Annotated in this window: 24 protein-coding genes and 1 riboswitch; of the genes, 18 read left to right on the top strand and 6 right to left on the bottom strand. The window is 45.3% G+C overall.

Annotated features, from left to right (window positions below; all coding sequences use genetic code 11):
• The first annotated feature begins 7 nt into the window (after positions 1-7).
• From OP489_RS08755 to OP489_RS08705, 11 genes are all read left to right on the top strand, one after another.
• Positions 8-1,294, top strand: coding sequence for a phage portal protein (locus tag OP489_RS08755; protein WP_266161589.1), 1,287 nt, complete (start codon positions 8-10; stop codon positions 1,292-1,294).
• Positions 1,291-2,016, top strand: a complete 726-nt coding sequence (locus OP489_RS08750; RefSeq protein WP_266161587.1) for a head maturation protease, ClpP-related — start codon at positions 1,291-1,293, stop codon at positions 2,014-2,016. Before OP489_RS08755 ends, OP489_RS08750 begins: the two co-directional genes overlap by 4 nt.
• A gap of 18 nt (positions 2,017-2,034) precedes the next feature.
• On the top strand, positions 2,035-3,228 hold the full coding sequence (locus OP489_RS08745) for a phage major capsid protein (protein ID WP_266161586.1): 1,194 nt from the start codon (positions 2,035-2,037) through the stop codon (positions 3,226-3,228).
• 4 nt (positions 3,229-3,232) lie between these two features.
• Complete coding sequence (locus tag OP489_RS08740) at positions 3,233-3,508, top strand: head-tail connector protein (protein WP_180346787.1); 276 nt, start codon at positions 3,233-3,235, stop codon at positions 3,506-3,508.
• Positions 3,509-3,519: 11 nt separating this feature from the next.
• Positions 3,520-3,879: a head-tail adaptor protein gene (locus tag OP489_RS08735; RefSeq protein WP_266161585.1), complete on the top strand. Its 360-nt coding sequence runs from the start codon at positions 3,520-3,522 to the stop codon at positions 3,877-3,879.
• Between the two features lie 71 nt (positions 3,880-3,950).
• The gene (locus OP489_RS08730; RefSeq protein ID WP_266161584.1) at positions 3,951-4,364 is read left to right on the top strand and encodes a phage holin family protein; all 414 of its coding nucleotides are present in this window, start codon (positions 3,951-3,953) and stop codon (positions 4,362-4,364) included.
• 15 nt (positions 4,365-4,379) lie between these two features.
• Positions 4,380-4,520: a hypothetical protein gene (locus tag OP489_RS08725; RefSeq protein ID WP_266163545.1), complete on the top strand. Its 141-nt coding sequence runs from the start codon at positions 4,380-4,382 to the stop codon at positions 4,518-4,520.
• A gap of 126 nt (positions 4,521-4,646) precedes the next feature.
• Complete coding sequence (locus OP489_RS08720; protein ID WP_323135404.1) at positions 4,647-5,144, top strand: RNA polymerase subunit sigma-70; 498 nt, start codon at positions 4,647-4,649, stop codon at positions 5,142-5,144.
• Positions 5,137-5,373, top strand: coding sequence for an SHOCT domain-containing protein (locus OP489_RS08715; protein ID WP_266161583.1), 237 nt, complete (start codon positions 5,137-5,139; stop codon positions 5,371-5,373). Before OP489_RS08720 ends, OP489_RS08715 begins: the two co-directional genes overlap by 8 nt.
• Positions 5,358-6,665, top strand: a complete 1,308-nt coding sequence (locus OP489_RS08710; protein WP_266161582.1) for a recombinase family protein — start codon at positions 5,358-5,360, stop codon at positions 6,663-6,665. The genes OP489_RS08715 and OP489_RS08710 overlap by 16 nt, the downstream gene beginning before the upstream one ends.
• The gene (locus tag OP489_RS08705; protein WP_266161581.1) at positions 6,653-8,236 is read left to right on the top strand and encodes a recombinase family protein; all 1,584 of its coding nucleotides are present in this window, start codon (positions 6,653-6,655) and stop codon (positions 8,234-8,236) included. Before OP489_RS08710 ends, OP489_RS08705 begins: the two co-directional genes overlap by 13 nt.
• Before the next feature lie 393 nt (positions 8,237-8,629).
• Here the strand turns inward: OP489_RS08705 and OP489_RS08700 are convergent, their stop codons facing one another.
• The 6 genes from OP489_RS08700 to OP489_RS08675 form a co-directional block, all read right to left on the bottom strand.
• Positions 8,630-9,052, bottom strand: coding sequence for a hypothetical protein (locus tag OP489_RS08700; RefSeq protein ID WP_266161580.1), 423 nt, complete (start codon positions 9,050-9,052; stop codon positions 8,630-8,632).
• A 14-nt stretch (positions 9,053-9,066) separates the two neighbouring features.
• Entirely contained in the window at positions 9,067-10,245 is a 1,179-nt protein-coding gene (locus OP489_RS08695; RefSeq protein WP_266161579.1) for a recombinase family protein, read from the bottom strand.
• A gap of 217 nt (positions 10,246-10,462) precedes the next feature.
• Complete coding sequence (locus OP489_RS08690) at positions 10,463-12,058, bottom strand: recombinase family protein (protein ID WP_266161578.1); 1,596 nt, start codon at positions 12,056-12,058, stop codon at positions 10,463-10,465.
• A complete protein-coding gene (locus OP489_RS08685; RefSeq protein WP_266161577.1) occupies positions 12,034-13,362 on the bottom strand; it encodes a recombinase family protein in 1,329 nt (442 codons plus the stop codon). The genes OP489_RS08690 and OP489_RS08685 overlap by 25 nt, the downstream gene beginning before the upstream one ends.
• Before the next feature lie 57 nt (positions 13,363-13,419).
• A complete protein-coding gene (locus OP489_RS08680; protein ID WP_266161576.1) occupies positions 13,420-13,581 on the bottom strand; it encodes an SHOCT domain-containing protein in 162 nt (53 codons plus the stop codon).
• Positions 13,578-13,988 (bottom strand): RNA polymerase subunit sigma-70, encoded by a 411-nt coding sequence (locus tag OP489_RS08675; protein ID WP_266161575.1) that lies wholly within the window; start codon positions 13,986-13,988, stop codon positions 13,578-13,580. Before OP489_RS08675 ends, OP489_RS08680 begins: the two co-directional genes overlap by 4 nt.
• On the opposite strand from OP489_RS08675, the gene OP489_RS08670 reads away from it, so the two are divergent.
• The 7 genes from OP489_RS08670 to OP489_RS08640 all read left to right on the top strand — a co-directional run bounded on the left by OP489_RS08670 (position 13,974) and on the right by OP489_RS08640 (position 21,336).
• Positions 13,974-15,056, top strand: coding sequence for a toll/interleukin-1 receptor domain-containing protein (locus OP489_RS08670; RefSeq protein ID WP_266161574.1), 1,083 nt, complete (start codon positions 13,974-13,976; stop codon positions 15,054-15,056). The genes OP489_RS08675 and OP489_RS08670 overlap by 15 nt on opposite strands.
• Positions 15,049-16,302 (top strand): hypothetical protein, encoded by a 1,254-nt coding sequence (locus tag OP489_RS08665; RefSeq protein WP_266161573.1) that lies wholly within the window; start codon positions 15,049-15,051, stop codon positions 16,300-16,302. The genes OP489_RS08670 and OP489_RS08665 overlap by 8 nt, the downstream gene beginning before the upstream one ends.
• A 443-nt stretch (positions 16,303-16,745) precedes the next feature.
• A complete protein-coding gene (locus tag OP489_RS08660) occupies positions 16,746-19,109 on the top strand; it encodes a heavy metal translocating P-type ATPase (protein WP_266161572.1) in 2,364 nt (787 codons plus the stop codon).
• A 106-nt stretch (positions 19,110-19,215) separates the two neighbouring features.
• On the top strand, positions 19,216-19,815 hold the full coding sequence (dhaS, locus tag OP489_RS08655) for a dihydroxyacetone kinase transcriptional activator DhaS (RefSeq protein WP_266161571.1): 600 nt from the start codon (positions 19,216-19,218) through the stop codon (positions 19,813-19,815).
• Positions 19,816-19,871: 56 nt separating this feature from the next.
• Complete coding sequence (locus OP489_RS08650; protein WP_323135403.1) at positions 19,872-20,255, top strand: metalloregulator ArsR/SmtB family transcription factor; 384 nt, start codon at positions 19,872-19,874, stop codon at positions 20,253-20,255.
• Between the two features lie 72 nt (positions 20,256-20,327).
• Positions 20,328-20,411: riboswitch (cyclic di-GMP riboswitch) on the top strand.
• 111 nt (positions 20,412-20,522) lie between these two features.
• Positions 20,523-20,657 carry a hypothetical protein gene (locus OP489_RS08645; protein WP_266161570.1) on the top strand — a complete coding sequence of 45 codons (135 nt, stop codon included), beginning with the start codon at positions 20,523-20,525 and terminating at the stop codon, positions 20,655-20,657.
• A gap of 262 nt (positions 20,658-20,919) precedes the next feature.
• Entirely contained in the window at positions 20,920-21,336 is a 417-nt protein-coding gene (locus OP489_RS08640) for an RNA polymerase sigma factor (RefSeq protein ID WP_266161569.1), read from the top strand.
• Positions 21,337-21,382 lie beyond the last annotated feature (46 nt).

The raw sequence follows: 21,382 nt of genomic DNA, 5'->3' as shown, positions 1-21,382 counted from the left end.
GACAGATATGGGAATCAAAGAGTTTTTTAACTTTGGCAAGGCAAGAGACAAGCCTAAGGATTACTACACCGGCACAGATTTTCGATACCTTTTCGGCCCGACGACGAGCGGCAAGAGCGTCAATGAGTTCACGGCGATGCAGACAACGGCGGTTTACTCCTGCGTCCGCATTCTGTCGGAAGCCATTGCTTCTCTGCCGCTCAATTTATACCGTTACAAGAGCGACGGCGGGAAGGAGCGCGTGTACGACCACCCGCTCTATCACATCCTGCATGATGAACCGAACCCGGAAATGACATCGTTCGTATTCCGCGAAACCCTCATGAGCCATCTGCTCATCTGGGGCAACGCCTACGCGCAGATCATCCGGGACGGAGCCGGGCGGGTCGTAGCGCTTTATCCGCTGCTGCCCGACAAGATGCAGGTCGACCGGGATGAGCAAGGCGAACTCTACTACCTGTACACAAAAAGCAGCGATGAAAACCCGAACGTGAAGCAATACGGTCAGGTACGGCTCTCCCGGTACGACGTACTGCATATTCCGGGACTGGGCTTCGACGGCCTCGTCGGCTACTCACCGATCGCGATGGCCAAGAACGCGGTCGGCATCTCGCTGGCCTGCGAGGAATACGGTGCCAGTTTCTTCGCTAACGGAGCCAACCCCAGCGGCGTGCTGGAGCATCCGGGTATTCTGAAGGACCCGGCAAAAGTGCGCGATTCATGGAATGAGGTCTATCGCGGTTCTGGCAACGCTCACAAGATTGCCGTTTTGGAGGAAGGCATGAAATACACGCCGATCTCCATTTCACCGGAGGAAGCGCAGTTTCTGGAAACGCGGAAATTTCAGATTGACGAGATCGCGCGGCTCTATCGCATCCCGCCGCACATGGTGGGTGACCTCGAAAAGTCCAGCTTTTCCAACATTGAGCAGCAGTCGCTGGAATTCGTGAAATACACGCTCGACCCGTGGGTGATCCGTTGGGAGCAGAGCCTGATGCGTTCGCTGTTCACTCCTGTGGAAAAACAGCAATACTTCATCAAGCTGAACGTGGACGGGCTACAGCGCGGCGATTACCAAAGCCGCATGAACGGCTACGCCACAGGCAGACAGAACGGCTGGCTCTCCGCCAACGACATTCGCGAGCTGGAAGATTTGAATCCCATCCCGGCCGAGGAAGGCGGCGATCTGTATCTCATCAACGGCAACATGACCAAATTGAAAGACGCCGGAATCTTCGCAACGTCCACGAAAGTGGGCGGCGACAAACCGGGTCAGGGAGGTAACAATACGTGAAAAGGAAGTTCTGGAATTGGGTAAAAAACGACGATTCCGACGAATTCGGCAGCCAGCGCACGCTTTACCTGAACGGCGAGATCAGCGATGAAACCTGGTACGGCGATGAAGTCACCCCACAGATGTTCAAAGACGAACTGAACGCCGGGAGCGGCGACATTACCCTCTGGATCAACTCGCCGGGCGGTGACTGCTTCGCGGCGGCGCAGATCTACAACCTGCTCATGGATTATAAGGGCAACGTCACGGTCAAGATTGACGGGCTTGCGGCCTCGGCCGCTTCTGTCATCGCAATGGCGGGCACAAAAGTATGCATGTCGCCGGTCGCCATGCTGATGATTCACAACCCCGCGACCGTAGCAATCGGCGACGAAGGCGAAATGCAAAAGGCCATCGACATGCTCGCTGAAGTCAAGGAAAGCATTATGAACGCCTACGAAATCAAAACGAGCCTATCCCGCACGGTGATCTCGCATCTCATGAACGCGGAATCGTGGTTCAACGCCAAGAAGGCCGTGGAACTCCATTTTGCCGACGAGATTCTCTTCTCACCGGAGGAAAAGGAAGATCTGCCGGACGATACGGAGGCCATGTTGTTCTCCCGCGCGGCGGTCACTAATTCTCTGCTTTCCAAGCTGATCCCGAAAAAGCCGGAAAAGCGGAGTGAAAACAAAGTACCCATTTCGCAGTTCGATAAAAGACTGAGCCTGCTGGCTCATTAATTTGAGGAGGATTTTACTATGAATCAGATTTTGAAACTCAGAGAAAAAAGAGCGAAGGCGTGGGAAGCGGCGAAAGCGTTTCTCGACGCCAAGCGCGGCGCTGACGGTCTGATCTCCACCGAGGACTCCGCGACCTATGACAAGATGGAAGCTGAAGTCATTAATCTTGGCAAAGAAATTGACCGTCTGGAGCGACAGGACGAGATTGACGCGGAGCTTGCAAAGCCGACCTCGCAACCCATCACCAACCAGCCCGGTAAAAACGGTGCTGAAGCAAAAACAGGACGCGCGTCCGATGCCTATAAAAAAGCATTTTGGAACAGTATCCGCAAAAGCAACTTCTATGACGTGAGCAACGACCTTTCTGTGGGAACGGATGCAAAGGGCGGCTATCTGGTGCCGGATGAGTTTGAGCAGCAGTTGATTGATAAGCTGCAGGAGCAGAATTTCATGCGCACCCTCGCAACCATTATTCAGACGGCCAGCGGCGACCGCAAAATCCCGATTGTTACCGGGCACGGCGAAGCGAGCTGGATGGATGAGAATGGCCTTTATCCGGAAAGCGACGACGCGTTCGGGCAGGCAACCATCGGCGCGTTCAAGCTGGGAACCATCATCAAAATTTCCGATGAGCTTTTGAACGACAGCGTTTTCAATCTGGAAAGCTATATTGCAAACGAGTTTGCCCGCCGGATCGGTACAAAGGAGGAGGAAGCCTTTCTCATTGGTGACGGAAGCAGCAAGCCTACCGGGCTGTTAACCAGCGCGGAAATCGGTGTTACCGCTGCCAGTGCTTCTATTACGTTTGATGATGTAATGGATCTTTATCATTCCCTGCGCACTCCTTACCGTAGAAACGCGGCCTGGATTCTGAATGATTCCACTGTGAAAGCATTGCGCAAACTAAAAGACAGCAACGGCAACTACATCTGGCAGCCGTCAATCCAAATGGGGCAGCCGGATATGATTCTTAGCCGTCCGTACTACACCAGCACTTTTGTTCCGGAGATCGCAGCCGGAAATAAAGTTATGGCTTTCGGTGATTACAGCTACTACTGGATTGCGGACAGACAGGGCCGCTCTTTTCAGCGCTTGAACGAGCTTTATGCCGCAAATGGTCAGGTAGGTTTCCTTGCCAGCCAGCGTGTAGATGGAAAGCTGGTTCTTCCTGAAGCGGTCAAAGCACTTGCCATCAAAGGTGCGGGGGCGTAAGCCAATGCTGATTACACTGGATGAAGCAAAACTTTATCTGCACATTGACTCTGCGGATGAGGACTCTGTGATAACAGGGTTTATTGAAACAGCAGAGAAGTTGTGTATGGACATTGCGCGTGTAGATGAAACGGAGCTTCTCGCTTCAAAAGAGACTTCGCGGATTGCGGAACTTTACGCGGTGGCCTATCTGTACGAAAACCGGGAAAACGCGGATTTTGGAGAACTGACTTCCATGCTCCGCGCTCTCCTTTTTGGTATCCGCAAAGACGCGTTTTAGGAGTGCCTGCCATGAGATACAAAATGCATATCAGCGAGTTGCGGACCATAATCCGCATCCAGAGGAAAGTTGTCACTGGTACAGGCATTCATCAGACAATAAGCTGGATTGACCTTGGCAATACGCTTTCCACCGATCCGCCCCGTTATCTGCGGTGCAAATGGTTTCCTTTGGGTGGCTCCGAAGCGTGGATTGCCCAGTCTGTCCAGGTTATTGATGCGGCAAATGTTATCTTGAGGTATAATCCGCTGATTACCGCTTCCTGCAGACTGATCCGTGGCAACATTGTTTACACAATCATGGGTCCGATGGACCCGGATCAACACCGCGAATGGACAGCTTTTAAAGTCAAGGCTTCTCTGAACGGTTAATCTCTTTTGAGCGGTCGTCCATACGGGCGGCCGCTTTTTTCATACGTAAAAGCATAAGGAGGTAAATGAAAATGAAGGAAATCTGGACTGGAATTCAGGTCGCATTCACAGCCATTGGCGGGATGCTCGGCTGGTTTCTAGGAGGGACTGACGGCTTTCTGTACGCGCTGCTCGCCCTCGTGATTCTCGACTATATCACAGGCGTGATGGTGGCCGCGATTCAGAAAAAAGTTTCGAGTGAAGTTGGATTCAAGGGCATCTGCAAAAAGGTGCTCATTTTTATTCTTATTGGCATGGCAAACATCGTCGATGTGCAGATCATCGGCAACGGCAGCGCCATTCGCACGGCGGTCATCTTCTTCTATCTTTCCAACGAGGGCATCAGCATTCTGGAAAACACGACAATTATCGGACTTCCGGTGCCGCAAAAACTCAAGGACGTACTGGAACAGCTAAAGGACCACAGCGATAAGGGAGAAAAATAATATGAGTACGACACCGTGAATCGCTTCACACGCAAGGGTGTATTCACAATTGTCGGGGAAGCGAACGACACCGGAGCGACCAAGTGGGGACTGCTCAAATCTTATCAGGCTGGCCAGAATGGCTGGATTTCACTGGACTATGCGGCAAAGCCGTAACACATTGTTTTAAGGCTCGACGGGAAAAAAATCCTGTCGGGCCTTTATTTTTTTCGTTCAAACGCGGCCTTTCTGTCCTGTGTAGGGTGGAGACGGAAAAATCCGCCTTCAACCGGAGGCTGCATTATGAGCAATTTTTTTCTTCGACTTTTCGGCCAGACGGCGTTTTTGCCTCCATTGGGTAGTGAGGGCGGAAGTCCTCAGACTGGAGGACAACCTATGACAAACGAACGACGAGAAACCATTGCAACTTTGCGTCATCAAGGCTACGGTTATATAAAAATCGGCCAAAAGCTTGGCATTTCAGATAATACGGTGCGCTCCTTTTGCCGTAGGAATGGCCTTGACAGTGATACTATGACGAACACCGTCATCTGCAAGCAGTGCGGAAAGCCAATAAAAATAGCTACTGGACACAAACCGAGAAAATTCTGCTCTGATGCTTGCCGAACGTTGTGGTGGAATAGTCACCTTGACTGTGTGAACCGCAAGGCTGTATATCATTTTACTTGTACCTATTGCGGGAAGCCTTTCTCAGCATACGGAAATAAGAACAGAAAATATTGTTGCCACGCTTGCTATATTGCGGCTCGCTTCGGAGAGGAGCGTTACCCCCATGAATGACGCCTACCGTGCCAAACTGGAGAGCTACCTTGCGTCCATGATGCAGGCAAAAAAGATGCTATTGAAGAAGATTTTAACCCCGGAAGATTACGCCAAAATTGATACAATCATAGCCGAAAAATACGGAATATCTTCGTGTAGTTTATATCGCGGGATTGACTTGATATATAGCGGGTTCAACGGTAATATGTCACACTACAAGGGGGTGACAAAATGCCAAGGACCATAACGGTAGTGCCAAAACTGCCAAAGCTCGAACAGAAAAAGAAGGTCGCTGCATATGCCCGCGTTTCCAGCGGCAAGGATGCGATGCTCCACTCGCTATCAGCGCAGGTTAGCTATTACAGCAATCTCATACAGAACCACAATGACTGGCTGTACGTCGGTGTTTATGCTGATGAAGCCAAAACCGGCACGAAAGACAGCAGAGACAATTTCCAGCGGCTGATAGCCGACTGTCGCGCCGGAAAAGTCGATATGGTACTTACCAAGTCCATCTCCCGCTTTGCACGAAACACTGTTACCCTTTTACAGACGGTTCGTGAATTCAAGGCGTTGGGGGTGGACATTTATTTTGAAGAGCAGAACATCCATACGATGAGCGGAGACGGAGAATTGATGATGACGATTCTCGCATCCTACGCACAGGAAGAAAGTCGTTCGGCAAGTGAAAATCAGAAGTGGCGCATCCGGAGAAATTTCGAGGAAGGGATGCCCTGGAACGGCACTATTCTGGGATACAGCTACGAAAAAGGGAAATATGTAGTTGTCCCGGATGAGGCCGCACTGGTTAAGCTGATTTTCGAATATTATCTTGAAGGGCTTGGATATAACGCCATCGCCAATAGGCTGAATGCTGAGGGCTACAAAACTCGAAACGGTAAGCCCTGGTATCACAATACGATTATGAAAATTCTTCGAAACTATACTTACACGGGCAATTTGCTTCTTCAGAAAACCTACAGGGAAAACCATATTACAAAGAAAACGCTTGTTAACCATGGCGAGCTCCCAATGTATCATGCGGAGAATACGCACGAGGCAATCATCAGTCCGAGGACATTTGAAGCAGCTCAGTCTGAAATGGCTCAACGCGCAAAAAGGTTCAAAAAGGCGAATGTGCCCAAAGCGACGTACCCGTTTTCTGGGAAGCTGGTTTGCTGCATTTGCGGTAAAAACTACCGACGCAAAGTTACACATACCGGCCCCGTCTGGATTTGCGGCACATACAACACAATTGGCAAGGCTGCCTGTGCATCAAAGCAGATACCGGAATCTACTCTGATGAGCATTACCGCAGAGGTCCTTGGCATTGACGATTTTAATCAACAAACCTTTTCTGATCGTGTGGCTCACATCCGAGTTTGCGCCGAGAATACACTGATTTACCAATTTAGAGACGGGACCGAGACCAAAATGCAGTGGAAAGACCGGTCTCGTAGCCAAAGCTGGACAGATGAAATGAAAGCTGCTGCCCGGCGGAAAACCCTTGAGAGGAGGAAAAACGGATGCCAAAAGTAACAGTAATACCGCCGACTATAAATCCGCTGACACATTTGCCGTCAGCCACGGTAAGAAAGCGCCGCGTTGCCGGATATGCTCGCGTTTCCACCGACAGTGATGAGCAGTTCACCAGCTATGAGGCGCAAGTCGATTATTATACCAAGTTCATTCAGTCAAAACCGGAATGGGAATTTATCAAGGTTTATACCGACGAAGGTATATCCGGCACCAATACCAAGCACCGCGAGGGCTTCAAAACGATGGTTTCAGACGCGCTCGCCGGGAAAATTGACCTGATTGTCACCAAGTCGGTTAGCCGTTTTGCCCGCAACACCGTTGACAGCCTTGTAACTATCCGCAAACTGAAGGAAAACGGCGTCGAGTGCTATTTCGAGAAGGAGGGTATTTATACCTTCGATGGCAAAGGCGAGCTGCTTATAACCATCATGTCTTCGCTGGCACAGGAAGAGAGCCGGTCCATTTCTGAAAATATCACATGGGGCCAGCGAAAACGCTTTTCGGACGGAAAAGTCAGTATGCCTTATAAACGTTTTCTCGGCTACAAGAAGGGAGAAAATGGCTACCCGGTTATTGTTGAAAAGGAAGCGTCTATTGTAAAACTCATTTATCGGCTTTTCCTTGATGGCAAAACCTCGTCTGGCATCTGTAAATACCTTGAAAGTGTAAACATTCCGTCGCCGGGCGGCAGCAGTAAATGGAGCAAAACAACAGTAGAAAGCATCCTTACCAACGAAAAGTACAAAGGTGATGCGCTTCTTCAGAAAAAGTTTACTGTTGATTTCCTGCAGAAGAAAATGAAGCCCAATGAAGGTGAGGTTCCGCAGTACTATGTTCAAGGCAGCCACCCGGCCATAATTGAGCCAGATGAGTGGGATCAGGTTCAGGCCGAATTTGTCAGACGTAAGCAGTTCGGACGGGCCTACAGCGGAAAGAGCGTACTTTCCACCAAGCTGGTCTGCGCCGATTGCGGCGGATACTATGGCCAGAAGGTATGGCACTCTACCGACCGGTACCGCAGAGTAATATGGCAGTGCAACAGCAAGTTTGATAACGAAAAGAGATGCGGCACCCCGGTCCTTGATACCGATACCATTCAGGCCATGTTCATCAAGGCATATAACCATCTGATGGAGAAGCGGTCGCAGGTAATTGCTGACTGTGAGCTCATGCGCCGGAGCCTGACGGACTTTGATGGCCTTAATGCAGAAATCACCCGCCAGCTTGAGGAGACCGAGATCGTGGCCGAGACGGTCAAGTCGGTGGTTAAGGAAAACGCTTCTACCGCGCAATCGCAGGATAGATACTTGAAAAAATACAACAGCCTAAATAAACGCTATGAGGATGCAGTCAGTAAACTCGAAAAACTGAAGGCCGAACGAACCTTGCGTCAACAGCAGGACAAGGCTATGTCACTGTTTATCCGAACGCTAAAAAAGAATCCGATGGTCCTCGACAAATGGGAGGACACCATTTGGACGGTCATGGTGGAGAAAGGCATCGTCCATCAAGATGGACATATCACCTTCGTATTCTACAACGGAACTGAAATTGAGGTCGGAGCTGAATAGGCTCCGGCTTTTTTTACTGATAAATAATTAAAAAGTGCACACGGTAACGACCTTTCGTTAAAAGGTTTAATCCGAAAAATATGAAACAGGCCCTTCGGCAGTGATTTGACCACCGCCGCAGAGCCTGTTTTCGTTAGAAAGTATTGAGGAAGCCTTGTAAATAGGCGCTTTTTCAATAAAAAACTGAACGCCTATCCCGATACACATTGTATCAAAATAGGCGTTCAGTTATGTCTAAGGGCGCAATGTTTGATACAATTAAGCGATTCCTCTATCTTTCGCTAAAAAGTATGGTATCGCCAAAAAGTATAATATAAACCATGAGATAAGCGAAATGCAGTTAGCCGCCCGAAATTCAATCCAGGCGGCTGCTGCTAACGATACAAAAAGCTATTAATCTTTTTTGGATGCAGAATAAGGTTCCTGCCGGGTTGCGGCCTTTAAATTAAAAATCATAGCTTTGGCATCTTTGTAATAGATACCCTTTACGCGATGCGAATCTTTTTCTGACCAGCTGTCAGCCATCAAATCATGGATAATATTTCTAATGGCTATAATGTGGCAATAAACTGGCTTTTTCTGTTCGCCCTTTGGTTTTGAAAATCTGTATGCATTTTCATCGGTCTGTTTGCAAGCCTGAATAGCAAAAACTTTGTTTTCATTGTCGATCATCATCCGTACATGAGATGGGTAGCCCATTTCTTCAATAACGCCTCTGCTGATAGTGATTCCTTTTGTATTGATAAGTATGTCGGATTCGCCTTTAAGAGTAACATCGATAACATTAAAACTAAACTGATTAAATTCTTTAAACATTGTATTGACCTCTTTCATTTTTTAATTTTCTGCAGAAATAAAGCAACTTCACGGTTATCCCATTTTGGATTGATTATTGCAAATCCACGAAGCAAGCCACCTTTGACACGATGAACATAAAACTTCTTTTCAATAGGAACTTCTTTCTTTTTGGAGGAATGCCTCCGATATTTTAACTGTTCCTGCACCATAAGCCAGTCTTCACGAGGTACAATGGCAGAATGATGATCGCGCAGTCTGTATTGTGGAACCTGGCCTGTGTTTTTTATTGCTTTATGCGAAAAGCAATCAATCGTATAAGTCTTTTGCATAAGTACATCTCCGCAATATTTTTCATTGCGCAATATACTTAACACCACACTTGGACTCCAGACTGCATTGTTTTTTGCGGTGGGTACGTGGGATTCTGTTAAAGCATTTGCGATTTCACGAGCATTCAAGCCATCCAGATAACAGGCAAATATGTATTTTACAGCCTCTGCTTCTTCAGGAATAATGAACAAATTGCCAAATTTATCTTTGTCATAACCTAATAAGCAGTGCGTTGGAATTATGGGTATTCCTTTTTTAAAGCGCTGGACAATAGACCACCGTATGCTTGCACTTTTTTGCTCCGATTCACCTTGAGCTACAAGGCTCATAATGCCAAGGGTAAACTCATTTTTGCTTTCAGCAGTATTTAAGCCTTCAGTTTCAAAAAGTACGCCAACTGGAGGATTTAGTGCTTTTAAGTTTCGCACATTTTCAAGGCAGTCTAACGTGTTTCTTGCGAATCGGCTTACGCTCTTTGTGATTATCATATCTATTTTTCCAGTATTGCAATCATCCATCATTCGCAAAAAATTAACACGCTTTTTTGTTGAGGTACCCGAAATGCCCTCGTCAGCGTAAATATCCACCAGTTCCCAATCTGGATTATTCATTATCATCTCCCGATAATGCTGGAGCTGCAGCTCATAACTGCTGGCTTGGGCATCTTCATCCGTACTGACTCTGCAATATGCGGCTACCCGCAAGTGTTTCATGTTGTCTGATTTTTGCTCCGCTTTTGCAGGAATCACCTCAACAGTAGTTCCATTTTTATAAGCCTCCCGGATTCGTTCCTTTTGCGCTTGCCGTTTTTCATTTGCTTTTGATGATTTTTCCCATTTTTGAATGTTGCCTATTTCAATTTTTCTTTTCGTAATTATCACCCCCTTTTTACCGTTATCAGATAGCAATAGCCCGTGCGGTGCATGCCTGCACCTTATGTTTCCTCAAATAAAGGCAACGAGAAATTATACCATTTATATATAGTGGAACGAAGCGATAACCACTACATGGTTTCAATTGGTAAATCCCCATAAATGACAAAAACTCCCGCAAGGCCGACATTACTGCCAGCCCTGCAGGAGTTGTATTGTTAAAATCTTAAATTGTCCACGGTAGCTCGGTGCCGTCTTTGAATTGAAAAGCAATCTCATGGTCGGACTGAACCATAACCCTGTCCACTGTCGCATACCATAACTCCTCATCGAATTCAGTGAGGAGAGTACTGCTCTTTTTCAGTGTTTGAATGAACCCGGACATTTTCTCGCGTTTTACTGTGCGCTCCTGCCGCTGTTCATTCACCGCTTCAAATTTGCTTTTTGCGGTTTCGTACCGTTCAATCAGCGCGGCATACCGCTGCTGGTAATCGGATTGGTCGATGGCGCTGTGGGCATTTTCATCCACGCATTTCCGTATCAGCTCCATCACCACATCGCATTCCTCTTGAAGGGCGGCGCTATCGGCATCCAGAACGGTATTGTCGGTCAAGGACTGAATAATGGCATCATAACCGTCAAGGATGGTACTTTTGCTTTGAATCAGGCTGTTAAAAGCATTCACAAATGCCTGTTTTAGCGAGGATTCATACAGATGAGGCGTTTTGCAGGGCTCCGCATTTTTGAACTTGTTGTTGCATTGCCATATTGTGCGGCGGTATTTGCTAGTGGAGTGCCACACCTTGCTGCCGTAAACGCCGCCGCATTCGCCGCAAATAATCTTGCTTGAAAAGCATTTATTCCCGCTTTGGTGACCTGTAGCGGCTTTGCGCTGTTTCATCTCATTTTGTGCCAAGTCGAATACTTCCGGTGGAATAATCGCAGGGTGGCTGTTCTCCACATAGTATTGGGGAACTTCGCCTTCGTTTTCCTTCATTTTCTTGGTAAGGAAATCCACCGTAAATGTTTTCTGCAAAATGGCGTCACCCTTGTACTTTTCATTGGTGAGAATGCTCTCGACCGTGCTGGATGGCCAGTTGGTTTTCCCGGATGGAGTGGGTACACCGCTTTTTGTCAGGTGCTTGGCAATGCCAGACGGCGTTTTACCTTCCAAAAACAGCTTGTAAATCAAACGCACCGTTTTGGCTTCTGATGCCACAATCTTTGGTAAACCGTCCTCACCTTTCTCATATCCGAGGAAGTGTTTGTATGGCAGGCTGACTTTGCCGTCGGAGAAACGTTTGCGCTGACCCCAGGTGACATTTTCACTGATTGACCTCGATTCTTCCTGTGCAAGGCTGGACATTATGGTAATCAGCAGTTCTCCTTTGCTGTCGAGCGTGTAAATATTTTCTTTCTCGAAATAAACTTCAATGCCCTTTTCTTTCAGTTTTCGGACGGTCGTGAGAGTATCAACTGTGTTCCGAGCAAACCGGGAAACTGATTTTGTGAGGATGAAGTCAATTTTTCCGGCCAGCGCATCCGCAATCATGCGTTTAAAGCCGTCACGTTTTTTTGTGTTGGTCGCTGAAATGCCCTCATCGGTGTAAATCTCCACGAAGTCCCATGCTTCATTGGCGTGGATATACCGGGTGTAGTAGTCGACCTGCGCCTCGTAACTGGAAAGCTGTTCCTCATTGTCAGTGGATACTCTCGCATAGGCGGCAACACGCTTCCGGGCGGTGCGGTTCTCCGCGCTGAATGGAATCCGGTGAATAACCGTAGGCTGTATGACGGTTACTGCTCTTGCTGTTGCTGCCATGGGTTATTCCTCCTCTCATTCATTTCACGCGCCCTTTGCCTTGCTGCGTCATCCCAACTGTCGCGCCGCGATTTGTTTTGCCACGTCTTTTCCACTTGCCGCCCATCATGAAAAATAAAAAGCATCTTATCCGGGCCACACATGACAATCTGCTTAATTTTCCCAATGAAAACCGCCTCGTCAAATTCGGAAAGCCCCAAGGCATCCGTTGTCATTGCCGTTAGAATATCCTCAGGAATTTGCTTTGAACTGCAGACTGCCTTGCCTTTTGAATTAAAGGTCGAACATATCCAAACTGGGCTTGCATATTTACTCCCGGCGTTGGCGATTTTTCTTCGGTAGTTCTTTCCGCAGCAGCCGCATTGAACTTTTCCGGTAAAAGGGTAGGTTTCCTTATTAATAGAAAGGTAACCTGCCGCCCGGCGCTTCCGCTCCTTTTGGACGCGTTCAAACGTTTCTCGGTCAATAATCGGCTCATGGCTGTCTTTAACAAAATACATAGGGAGCTGCCCGCGATTCATGCACTTTTTCTTTTCCATATAATTGGAGCTGTATGACTTCTGCAAAAGCAAATCTCCCGCATACTTTTCATTGTCGAGTATTTTTGCCACGCCGCTCTCACACCAGGCACCACCGCATTTCGTAGGTATGCGACTTGCGTTCAGCTTTTTCATAATCGCGTTTTTGCCCATGCCACTAAGATAATCGGAAAATATTATGCGCACGGTTTCGGCTTCTTCCGGTATCATCTGCAATGTTCCGTCCACCCATTTGTAGCCGAGCATGGTCGTGCTGCCGGGTCTGCCGTCCGCAAACTGCCTGCGTATCCGCCATTTACAGTTTTCGCTGACGGAGCGGCTTTCCTCCTGTGCAAAAGAAGCGAGGATGGTAAGCATCAACTCGCCATCCCCGCTGAGAGAGTGAATATTTTCTTTTTCAAAAAACACATCGATGTTCAAAAGCCGAAGTTCGCGTACGGTTTCCAGCATGGTTACGGTGTTTCTTGCAAACCTTGATATGGACTTTGTAATCACCATATCGATTTTTCCGTTCCGGCAGTCCGAAAGCAAATGCTGAAACTCCGCTCTGCTGTCCTTTGTACCGGTCAGTGCCTCATCGGTATAAACGCCGACGTATTCCCAGTCGCCGTGATGCTGAATGAAATTGCTGTAATAGCTGATTTGCGCCGACAGGGAATGAAGCATGGCGTCTTTGCCGCTGGATACTCTGGCATAGGCGGCGACTCGCTTTTTGCGGGGTAACGCGGGCGCTGAAATCTTCACTTTTGTTATGATTCGTTCCATAAAAGCGCCTCCTTTCAGCACACATGTTACCTCTGTACCCCTATGCAATCAAGCAATTCAGCAACATAAGCAGCCCAATAATGGACGATATTTCTGCAGTAAAATTGTATCAATTTTTCCGTAGTCCTGCTCCGACAAAATTCCGGCTGCAAGCATCCTTTTTGCCACAGCAAGAGAAACTCTGTAATTTTTCTCTCGCTCAAACTGCTCGTGGGTCATGATGCATTCTCCTCTCCAAACCGGTCTTTTATATAGCAGGCGTGGCTGCAGTATTTGCGTTTTTTATTGCCGTAGCTTTGGAATGAAGTGCCGCAGTGTGCACAGGTAAGTACATAAACTGCCTTTTTATGCAATTGGTCTTGGTGGTCTTTCCACCATGCATGGCGGCATTCATCGGAGCAGAATTTTTTTGGTTTCTGTTTTTGCTTCTGATACAGCCTTTTCCCGCATTGCTGGCAAACAGTGTCGTCACCCTTGGCTGTTTGCGAAAGGTTGCCCTGAAGTCCATTCCTGCGGCAATAGGATTTTACGGTATTCAGAGAGATTCCAAGGGAAGCGGCAATCTGCGAATAACTGAATTTTTCAGCCCTCATTTGATGGATGGATTCTTTTTGCTCACCGGTCATAAAACTCATCCCCCCGGTACGCTTTATACCTATAACAATTCTGAACCATATGCAACTGATCAAGTTGAAGATGATTTGTTTGATACAATTATAGAAATTCGAAATGTGTTTTCGAAAGAGATTCCGAATATAGAAGATGCTGTTTTGCTTAAAAGCGGTACTGGTCTTCGCGATGCGAATTCAGTGCTTGGAATTTTAAGATTATATTTAGTAAATGAAGATGATTATACGAATGCGGAAACGCCATTGGTCACCGACAAGAAAGAAGCAAGGAAAATATTTATCAGCCACAGGAGCACCGATAAGAAGTTAGCCGATATTATTGAAAATTTTTTAACCTCTTGTGGTATTTCATACAGTAATATTTTTTGTTCGTCACTACCGGGAAATGATATTGAAGAAAAAATATCTTTGGAAGTTAAAGAAAATCTGAAAGCAAGCGTATTAAACATTGCTTTGTTATCCGCTGATTATTATCAAAGCGCATATTGTCAAAATGAGTCAGGAATCATTTGGTTCCTTGATACCGAAAAAATAGTGATAGCATTACCTGAAATTGATGACAGCCTTATGGAAGGATTCCTGAATAGCGAGTACAAAATAAGGCGACTTAACAGTAAGAGCGATATTTCCGCGATATGTGATATTGTAAAGAAGTTTTTCCCTGATTTTGTATCTTCAAATGCTAAACTCAATGCCAACATTGATCACCTGATTGAACAATATGAGGGCGTTATTAAAACAAGAAATATAGAGCCCCCAATTATACCAAATGAAACCAACGTGTTAGAGAAAAGGATTTTGTCAAATGAGTTTTCTGATGGGGAACTGCTTGTACTTAATTATTTCTATGATACTCAAACCAATTCTATAAGCGACGATTTTAAACAAATAAATGACTGGCTTCAAAAAAAGAAAGTTACAATATCGGTGAAAGAAGCATTTGATGTATTAATAGACGATGAAATCATTATATTTATCGACGGAGGTTTTACACACGCCAGTATATACAAAATGGAAATTAATACTTATAGGGAACTAAGAAAGTTGTCACAAAAAAGTGGATAATGCTGTAAAACCGCAAGAAATCATCCTTCCAGCAGAACTGTCCGAGATCAAACAAACTGTGGCCGCGGTAATTGAACATACAGATACCATTGCGCCGGAAACTTTTGCTGGTGCGATCTACACGAAAACTGTGACCGAGGAAAAACAGATGACCTATGAGGATGCACAGGATCTGATGGAACATTTTGAGAAAAAAGGCTACATCACCAGCGCTGGCAAGATGAAAGACACGATGAAAAACGCCCTCAAAGCCGGAACGCTTGATCTACCGAAAAAGTACGAAACTGTGCGGAATCGTTTTGAGACGATTATTGCGAATGCTGACCGCAGGCCTCCGGTGCGCGACGCTTCCAAGGACGTGGTAGTGCGCATCAAAAAGCAGGTCATGATGTCTCCGGAATTTCTGGAGCTGTGGAACAAGATCAAACAGAAAACAGTCTACCGCGTTAACATTGACACAAATAAGCTGATTGAAAACTGCATCAAGGCATTGCAGGAAATGCCAGTCATTCCAAAAACACGGCTCATTTCTCAGACAGCGGATATTCATATTGAAAAAGCTGGCATATATCACACGGAGCGCGAAATGCGCACAATGGATATCGATAATTCCTATCAGACACTGCCTGACCTGATTACCGCTATCAGTGATGAGACACTTTTGACGCCTGTTACGGTCAATGAAATTCTTGTACGTAGCGGGCGGTGTGGCGACTTTTTGAACAATCCGGAAGCCTTCATGGAAAAGGCTACGGAGATCATCCGAAGTAACCGCCATGCTCTGGCTATCGACGGTATTAGTTATGTAAAACTGGATGGTAAGGAATACTATGTGCAGGAGATTTTTGACACTGCTGAACTGATTGCCAACCTTGATCGCAATGCAGTCAAGGTTGAACATAGTGTCTACGACTATATTGTCTATGACAGTAGCACTATTGAACGTCCCTTCGCCGTCGCGCTGGACAATGACCCGGATGTAAAGATGTTCTTCAAAATACCTGATCGTTTTAAGATTGAAACACCCATTGGCACCTATAATCCTGATTGGGCAGTGTATCTGACCAAAAATGGCGAAGAGAAATTATACTTTATTTTGGAGACAAAGGGTAGCACCAACTTTATGGATTTGCGGACGAAAGAACAGCTTAAAATTCACTGCGGTAGACAACACTTCAAGGCGTTGGAGGATGGTGTAGAATTGCGGGTTGCTACGAACTGGAATACGCTAAAGTCGACATTGTGAGGTAGCCAACGTTTCATTTTTTATAATGAAAACAAGTGTTCAAATAAGCGAGAGGAGCATGAACGATATACAGTTCATGCTCCTTTAGTATCTAAAGCGTCCGCAGGACGCGCAGCCGCACAATTTATTGTGCGATCAGAGGGGATTGGGGGCCTGCCACCAACAAGCAATTTCACGGTTTTCGCGCAAGCGAAAAATCGGGAAATGGGCATCGTGGGTACCACGATGCATTGCTTGCCATTTTTATCAGGAAGCATGATAAAGCCTTCCCCACATTCTTTGAGGACATTATCTCAGACTTGGAGGGCGGAAATCTATATGTTGTTGAGTTAACATATACATAGTTTGCATTTTTTTGTTTTTTATATTGACAACGGTTTGCAATGATGATAATATAACGATTAAGCAATCGTTTATTCGTTATATGGAGTAGGAGGATCAGAATGTTAAAGAAAGAGCTTTTGTTAGAAGGTTTAGACTGCGCCAATTGTGCTGCCAAAATTGAAGATGAAGTTAATGGACTAAATGGAGTCAAGGCATATATGAATTTCATGAACAAGACATTAACTTTAGAAATTGAATCCACAGAGGAATATGCGAATGTACTCGAACAAATTAAGTCGATAGTACATAGGCATGAACCGGATGTGGCAGTAAAAGAACGAACTGATAGTAAAGGTGTTAAAAAAATATTGATACTTGAAGACCTTGACTGTGCTAACTGCGCTGCTAAGATTGAAACGCAGATTAAAGGCATTCAAGGAGTCAACGATGCAACAGTTGATTTTGTTTCTAAAAAATTGGAAATTAAAGCTTCCGATAAAAAGGATTTAAATAGAATCCTTGGTGAAATAACTGCCATAGTAAAAAAAATTGAGCCCGTTGTTAAGGTTACTTTTGAGGAAAATTCCTCCAAAGTTGAAATAAAAGAAAATGATGATGAAGATGAAGATGGAGACGACCGCAAAAAAGAAATAATAAAACTTGTGATTGGCGGCGCTTTATTTGCAGTCGGATTGATTTTTAAATTTCAGAATTGGCTTGAACTCACAATATTTTTAATAAGCTACATTGTAGTTGGCGGAAAAGTTGTCTTGAGCGCAATAAAGAGAATCGCCCGAGGCGATGTGTTTAGCGAGCACTTCCTAATGAGCGTGGCTACAATTGGTGCTTTCTTCGTTGGAGAGTATCCGGAAGGTGTAGCTGTTATGTTGTTCTATCTATTAGGTGAAATGTTCGAGGATATGGCTGTAGATCATTCCAGAAAATCAATCAGTGCATTAATGGATATAAGACCTGATTATGCAAACCTTAAAGTTGGCGACGAACTGAAAAAAGTATCACCTGATGAAGTAAACATCGGAGATATTATTGTCGTAAAACCGGGAGAAAAATTCCCTCTGGACGGCAAGGTCATTGAGGGAACCTCAATGGTTGATACGGCAGCGCTAACCGGTGAATCCGTTCCTCGTGAACTGGAGCCTGGCAGCGATGCTTTGAGTGGATTTATAAACAAGAATGGTGTTTTGACTATTGAAGTAACAAAAGAATTTGGAGAATCCACTGTATCAAAAGTGTTGGATTTGGTACAAAACGCCGGCAGCAAAAAAGCTCCAACTGAAAAATTCATTACAAAATTTGCGCGTTATTATACTCCGGTTGTTGTATTTGGCGCTTTGGCGCTTGCAGTAATACCCCCTTTGGTTATTCCGGGGGCAACCTTCTCTGATTGGATTTATAGAGGCTTGGTATTTTTAGTGGTATCCTGCCCTTGTGCATTAATACTTTCAATCCCGTTAGGATTCATCGGGGGTATCGGAGGAGCTTCCAAGAGAGGAATTTTAGTGAAAGGCGGAAACTACCTCGAAGCACTGAACAATGTTGAAGCAGTCGTTTTTGATAAGACAGGCACTTTAACCAAGGGTGTGTTCAAAGTTACTGAAACAAATCCTCAAAATGGCTATACAGATAAAGAGTTAATAGAATACGCAGCATATGCGGAAAGCTATTCAAGCCACCCGATTGCACTTTCGATTATAAGTGCTTATAATTCAGAAATTGATAAAAACCGAATCGAAAATTATCAGGAAATTGCGGGGCATGGTATCAAGGTTAATATCAATGGAAAAGAAGTTCTTGCCGGTAATACCAGATTAATGACCAGTGAAAATATTGAGTACAATGATGTTGATACCTTAGGTACAGTAATACACGTCGCAATAGACAGGACATATGCGGGCAGCATCGTGATTTCAGATGAAGTGAAAGAAGATTCAGCTACTGCAATTAAAGAGTTGAAAGCTCTTGGCGTTGGGAAAACAGTTATGCTTACCGGTGACTTAAAGGTAGTAGCGGACAAAATCGGCAAGAAATTAGGTTTGGATGAGGTTTATTCCGAGTTGTTACCCGCTGATAAGGTAGAAAAAATTGAATCCCTGGAAGCAAAAAAATCTCATAAAGGAAAGATTGTATTTGTCGGTGATGGGATTAACGATGCGCCAGTGCTTGCAAGAGCCGACATAGGTATGGCCATGGGAGGCTTGGGCTCGGATGCTGCGATTGAGGCCGCTGATGTTGTAATCATGACCGATGAACCATCAAAGATTGTTTCTGGTATAAAAATTGCAAAAAGAACAAGAGGCATTGTATCGCAAAATATCGTGTTTGCATTAGGAGTGAAAGCCGTGTTTCTGGTATTAGGAGCCTTAGGTGTGGCTTCAATGTGGGAAGCAGTGTTTGGAGACATGGGAGTTGCCATAATAGCGGTTCTCAATGCAATGCGTGCATTGAATACGAAAAAGCTATAAATCTCTCTACGGTTGTTTTAAAATCATAATGGAGTCAGGGGGGAAATTAGAGATCGAAAAATCTGTTTTGGTTTTTTGATCTCTATCTAATGGGAAGGGATAATAAATGTCAGATTCACTTATCACGAAAAGGGCAATTGCGACCTCCATCAAGGAGCTGATGAGAAAAAAAAGCTTCCCAAAAATATCTGTATCCGATATAGTACAAAATTGTGGTATTAACCGCCAGACTTTTTACTATCATTTTAAGGATAAATATGATTTGGTCAACTGGATATATTATGATGAGGTTGTTGCAGTTATCCGAAGCAAAAGATTCGACGATTGGAACGAAATAGTGCTTGCTATACTGACAAGCATGAACCGTGAACAACATTTTTACAAGAATGTACTTAATAATATTGAACAAAACACGCTTCAGAATGATTTCTTCGACGTGACGAAGAAGATAATTACCGAAAGAATGGATGCATTTGCAAAAGATAAAGAGTTGGATAGAAAAGATAAGGATTTCGTTGCAGATTTTTACGCCTACGGGCTGGCCGGAATCATAGTTCAGTGGGCGCATCACGAGATGAAGGAATCGCCTGAGCAAATGGTTCGGCGTATGCAGTATTTTATCAAGGACAATAGCAAAATACTCGGAGAAGAATCACAAAGGATGACTGAGCCAAAATCAATGGCGCTAAACTTTTTAATAAAGTAAATCAAATTGAAAGTGTCTGATATTTATAGCTTAATTGTTTATGTGAAAGGGTGACTATGATGTCTGAAAACCAGGAAAACATGACAGATCAGGAAAATGCACTGTGTGATGTTACTATTGTTCATCAGGATATATTAGACAAAGTGAAAAAGGAAATAACTGACGATGATACTTTGTATAATATGGCAGGTATATTTAAAGTACTCAGCGATCCTACACGCCTAAAAATTATAAATGCACTTATGCTTTCTGAAATGTGCGTGTGTGATATTTCAGCTTTACTGAATATGTCGAAGCCTGCTATTTCGCATCATCTAAAATCGTTAAGACAAACTCATTTAATTAAATATAGGCGTGACGGGAAAATTGCTTATTATTCGCTGAATGATGCACTCATTAAAATGATGTTTGATCTATGTATAACGCACATCAAAGAATAAGGGCAACAAATAGTAATTTGAACAAAAATAAGAACAATCTTAAAGTAGTAAATTTATAATTATAGCAAAAATGAATATTTTAAGCAAACCCGTCGAAAGGCGTGGGGCGCAAAGCTGCGGGTCTAAGGTTTATACTATGACAGCCGGGTTGCAAGAAAGAGGCCAGAACCCGCGATGGTTCTGACCTCTTTTATGTTTTATAGTTTACATCGGGCCAATTTGGCCCGATGAACAAATTCATATCTTAAAAATGCGAGTAAAGCCGCCGTGTCCTTTTTCAAAAACGAGATTACGGAGGGCGTAATAATTACGCTCTTTTTTATCGGCGGCTTTGGGACAGGAGGCTTTTATGCACCCGAAGTCGCTGTTTCTCGTATGGGAGGAACCGTTACCCCGCCGTAACGGTTTGGCTTAGCTGATAGCCTAATCTTTCATTCTTTCAAAAAATCTGTAAAAATAATCATGGGTGAATACTGCGCCCATTTACTATTTAACGCCTTGCGGGAGCCCCCCCGCACAGGTGTTTTTTTGTTCCTTGTTTCGGTATCGCGGGGCAAACCCTATCACTTCGGGCCTGTGCAGCATATTTGCCCCAGTTGCCGTTCCCCGCCGTCCTCCGTTCATCAGCCGTCAACCCACGACCCAATTGAACGGAGGTAACATAATGGACAAGTCCCTTGTAACGATCACATACAAAACCGCCAATGGAAACAGGATTTGTGTTGAGGTTTCAACCCCGGTCAAAGAACTGTTGGAGCAGTCCGACCGGCAAATCCGTTCCCAAAGGCGGCAAGACAGGCGACATCTTGATTACGTGGATTTCATAGGCGGTTTGACTGACGCGGCTATGAATCATCCACAGGCGGACGCCGCCGATCTCCTAATTAGGATGGAAAGCTACCGCCAGCTTTATGCGGCGGTCAACAGACTTTCAGAAGCACAGCGCCGGAGGCTGCTTTTGCATTTTGTGGACAACCTGACATACCGCCAGATTGCCAAACTGGAAAAAGTCGATTTCAGAACGGTAGGCCGTTCCATTGAGCGCGCCCTTGTCCAACTGCAAAAGTACCTCACCGAGTAACGTATTTTTCGGGCGGCCCCGTCAAATGACGGGGCCGTTCCCTTTC

Origin of the sequence: Caproicibacterium sp. BJN0003, from assembly GCF_026314295.1 — a bacterium.
Taxonomy (GTDB): domain Bacteria; phylum Bacillota; class Clostridia; order Oscillospirales; family Acutalibacteraceae; genus Caproicibacterium.
The sequence above is the reverse complement of the archived record's forward strand: the minus strand, read 5'-3'. Positions and strand labels throughout refer to the sequence as shown.